Source organism: Aquibium carbonis, assembly GCF_003970795.1.
GTDB classification, from domain to species: Bacteria; Pseudomonadota; Alphaproteobacteria; order Rhizobiales; family Rhizobiaceae; genus Aquibium; species Aquibium carbonis.
Genome location: NZ_RWKW01000138.1, coordinates 1 through 1,384, shown reverse-complemented (window position 1 = coordinate 1,384; position 1,384 = coordinate 1). Strand labels below are relative to the sequence as shown.

General features: G+C 69.6%; 1 protein-coding gene and 1 pseudogene. One reads left to right on the top strand and one right to left on the bottom strand.

Annotated features, from left to right (window positions below):
• Positions 1-212 (top strand): annotated as a pseudogene (locus EJC49_RS25860) (hypothetical protein); the annotation flags it as partial.
• Positions 213-358: 146 nt separating this feature from the next.
• On the opposite strand, the gene EJC49_RS24440 reads toward EJC49_RS25860, so the two are convergent.
• Positions 359-1,384 (bottom strand): pyridoxal phosphate-dependent aminotransferase (locus EJC49_RS24440; RefSeq protein ID WP_126702540.1); only part of this gene is annotated, 1,026 nt, incomplete at its 5' end.

The window sequence follows — 1,384 nt, the reverse complement described above, 5'->3', positions numbered from 1 at the left end:
CCGCCGCGGAACCGGCACCGGCACCGGCGGAGAATGCGGTCGCGGAGCCCGCGCCTGCCGAGGATGCCGCCGAGACCGCGCGCGCTTCCCGGCGCAAGCCGTCGGCGCCGCTCGCAACCGAACCGGTCGTCACCTCGGCTGCCAAGCCCGCCGAGGACGGCGAGGCCAAGCCGCGCAAGGCCGGCTGGTGGCAGCGCAAGAGCTTCTTCTGAGAAACCTCTGAAATCCCTGCGCGGCGGTCCTGCCGCCGCGCACCGAAGGGGCTGCCATCGGCGGCCCCTTTTCGTTGGGCGATGGGTGCGCGTGGCGCGCCAACCGATGCAGCGGTCGTCTCGCGGAGAGGCCGATGCGCGGCCGCTCAGCCCTCTTGTCCGGGAAGCCAGGCTTCCAGTCGGTCCATCGCGGTCGCCATGTCGGCGGGGGCGCCGGCATAGGAGAAGCGCATGGTGCGGTGTCCGTTGACGGTGTCGAAATCGATGCCCGGCGTCGCCGCGACATGGGCTTCGGCGATCATCCGCCGCGCAAAATCCATGCTGTCATTGGTGAATCGCGACACGTCGCAATAGGCGTAGAAGCCGCCGTCCATCGGCGAGGCGATGGTGAGACCAAGGCGCGGCAGCCGCTCGAGCAGCATGGCGCGGCTTTGCGCGTAGCGGGCCTTCACCGCCTCCAGTTCGGCGGTGGAGTCGAAGGCGGGAACTGCGGCGATCTGCGAAATCTCGGGCGCGGAGATGTAAAGGCTCTGCTGGATGCGCTCGACGGGCCGCAGCAGCACCTCGGGCAGCACCATCCAGCCGATGCGCCAGCCGGTCATGCAGTAATATTTCGAGAACGAGTTGATCACCACCACGTCCGGATCGATCGACAGCGCGGTCTTGTCCGGCCGGTCATAGGCCAGCCGGTGGTAGATCTCGTCGGAGATCACCTGCACGCCGAGCCGTTCGCAGGTGGCGAGGATGCGTGCGATCTCGTCGTCGGGGATGATCGATCCCGTCGGGTTGGCGGGGCTGGCGAACAGCAGCCCCTGGAACGGCCAGCGCGCATGCGCGGCCTCCAGCCGCTCCGCCGTCAGCCAGCCGGCCCCCGCGAGGTCGATCTCGACGGCTTCCAGCCCGAGCACCTTCAGGATGTTGCGATAGGCCGGGTATCCCGGCGCGGTGATGGCGACCCGCTCGGCGGGATCGAACATGGCGAGAAAGGCAAGGTTGAACGCGGCCGAGGAGCCGGTGGTCACCACGATGCGGTCGGGCGGAACGGTTACGCCATAGTGGTCGGCATAGTGGGCTGCGATCGCCTGGCGCAGCGAGCGCAGGCCGAGCGCGTCGGTGTAGCCGATGCGGCCTTCGCGTGCGGCGCGGGCGGCGGCCTCGCGCACCGCGGCCGG